Genomic DNA, 1,832 nt, shown 5'->3' with positions numbered 1-1,832 from the left:
CAAGCCCGGGCTAACAGGTCGTTGCACGCGGACGCCAACACTGGCCATGCCTTCGGCATTCTCATGGCCAGTGTTGGTGCCCTCCGCACCTTCGGTGCTCCGGCGCCGGTGAACTCGGGCGTTAGGCGCCCACAAAACTAGGTACTGCCACTTGCTCGCGCACATGTCACCCAAACAGCAAATCATCGCATCCTGGCTTCTACGCCGAGTGCTATCTCGCCCTTGTGGCATCAGGATTCCTCGCTCGGGAGTTGCGGGCGAAGCGGTTAACTGTTTTGTGGTTGCCATCGACCGAGGCGATGAACCTTACTTAATTGTTCAAACTCTAGAGAACGGCAACCTAGGCTGCATCCAATGGGATGGTCAACGCTACTCCATAGAAAAATCTTTCCCGCTCTCTTCATTTAAGGCGAGCGATTTCCAGATAACGCATTACTATGGCCTGGCCGAGGTTCGATATGGTGGCCTAACCGACTTTATGGTCGACTATCACCTCGGATGGCCCTACCTCAAAATTCACGCAATTCAACATTTTGCAAGATTTGATCAGTATCTATTCAACAAAAAGAAGCTTGTAGCAAAAGCCCGAAATGATCTGCTAAAAATCCTCGTAAATGAGGCCCTCCAAGGTCGCACAGAGCATGAACCGCTGGACCTAATGACTGCACTCTATTCAATACGATGGTATTCACACCCGGAAGGTCAAGAAGTTCAGCAGCGCTTGGAGTTTTACCTTCAATCACTCACCGAGACAGGCGAGTTGCGAAAGGCAGGTCATAAATATATTGTCACAGGTCATGCGTTGAGGGCGCTGGAGGAATACGAAGAGCAGGAACGCAAGCATACTGAAAACGTAAAAATGCAGCGGAGAACCTTTTGGCTAGCCGTGGTTGTCGCAGCCCTTACGGTTGTGCAAGCTGGGCTCATCAAGTTGCCTGCAATCCTTGACTTCACTCAAAATGTGCCCAACGCTACCAAATCAAGCGCCTAACTGGGCGGTCAAGCGGACGCCAACAAAGCCCATGGCTTCGCCATTTTCATGGGCTTTGTTGGTGCCCTCCACTCGCTGCGCTCCTTCCGGCGCCGCTTACCTTGGGCGTTAGGCCACTTCTGAAATAGGCTCTGGAAGCATTTGCAGGGCATGTTTTGCGGCGCCAAGCGCCCTGCTCCGCTTATTACGCGGGAATGGTTTTGCAGGGCTCGGCTGCTTCCTGGTTCATCAACCAGCTGGCTTCGTTTCAAGCCCGGCGCTCACTCGCCACTTGGTTCGCCACCGGGCGCTGTTCGCTGGCTCAATCTGGCTGTCAGTCCTACGGCTGCCTGCTGGCCACCTCGCGGTGCCACAGTGCCACATGCCAACGCCAAGCGGGCTGCTTGTCCTCCGGCAATCAGCGCTGTTGTGTGTGCCGTGTCTTCGCCACGCCACCGGCTCGAAAACTCAGCCCGCAGTCATGGCTGCGCCATCACTGCCTGGCGTCTTCACGTTATGCTGGTGCCATTCGATGCACCGCCCCAGCGGTGTCAAACACAAGCCAAACGGGAGGCACCTTGCCTGCACTCTATGCAGCTCAAGCATGCTCACAGGCTGCTGCCTTCGCTGGCCAGCCTAACGGGGCGTTGCACGCGGACGCCTCAACGTTCCACGCCTGCGGCGTGGCCCGTCGAGGAGCCCTCCAGCCTTCGGCTTCCGGCGCCGGTGAACTTTGGCGTTAGGCCACTGTTTGGCTGGTCTCTGGAAGCATTATTCGGGCGTGTTTTGCAGCATCGCGCGTCCTGCTCCGCTCATCATGCGGGAATGGTTTGGCTGGCTTCGGTTGCTTCCTGGCTAATCA

At 56.1% G+C, this 1,832-nt stretch carries 1 protein-coding gene; it reads left to right on the top strand.

Annotated elements, in window-relative coordinates; genetic code table 11:
* The first annotated feature begins 163 nt into the window (after positions 1-163).
* A complete protein-coding gene (locus tag EYS42_RS16800; protein ID WP_130969364.1) occupies positions 164-991 on the top strand; it encodes a hypothetical protein in 828 nt (275 codons plus the stop codon).
* Positions 992-1,832 lie beyond the last annotated feature (841 nt).

Source organism: Aquabacterium lacunae (assembly GCF_004310865.1).
GTDB classification, from domain to species: Bacteria; Pseudomonadota; Gammaproteobacteria; order Burkholderiales; family Burkholderiaceae_C; genus Aquabacterium; species Aquabacterium lacunae.
This window is presented reverse-complemented; position numbering and strand designations above follow the sequence as displayed.

Excerpts from the sequence above, each read along its gene's own strand:
- EYS42_RS16800 (WP_130969364.1), top strand. The coding sequence starts at position 164 with ATGTCACCCAAACAGCAAATCATCGCATCCTGGCTTCTACGCCGAGTG.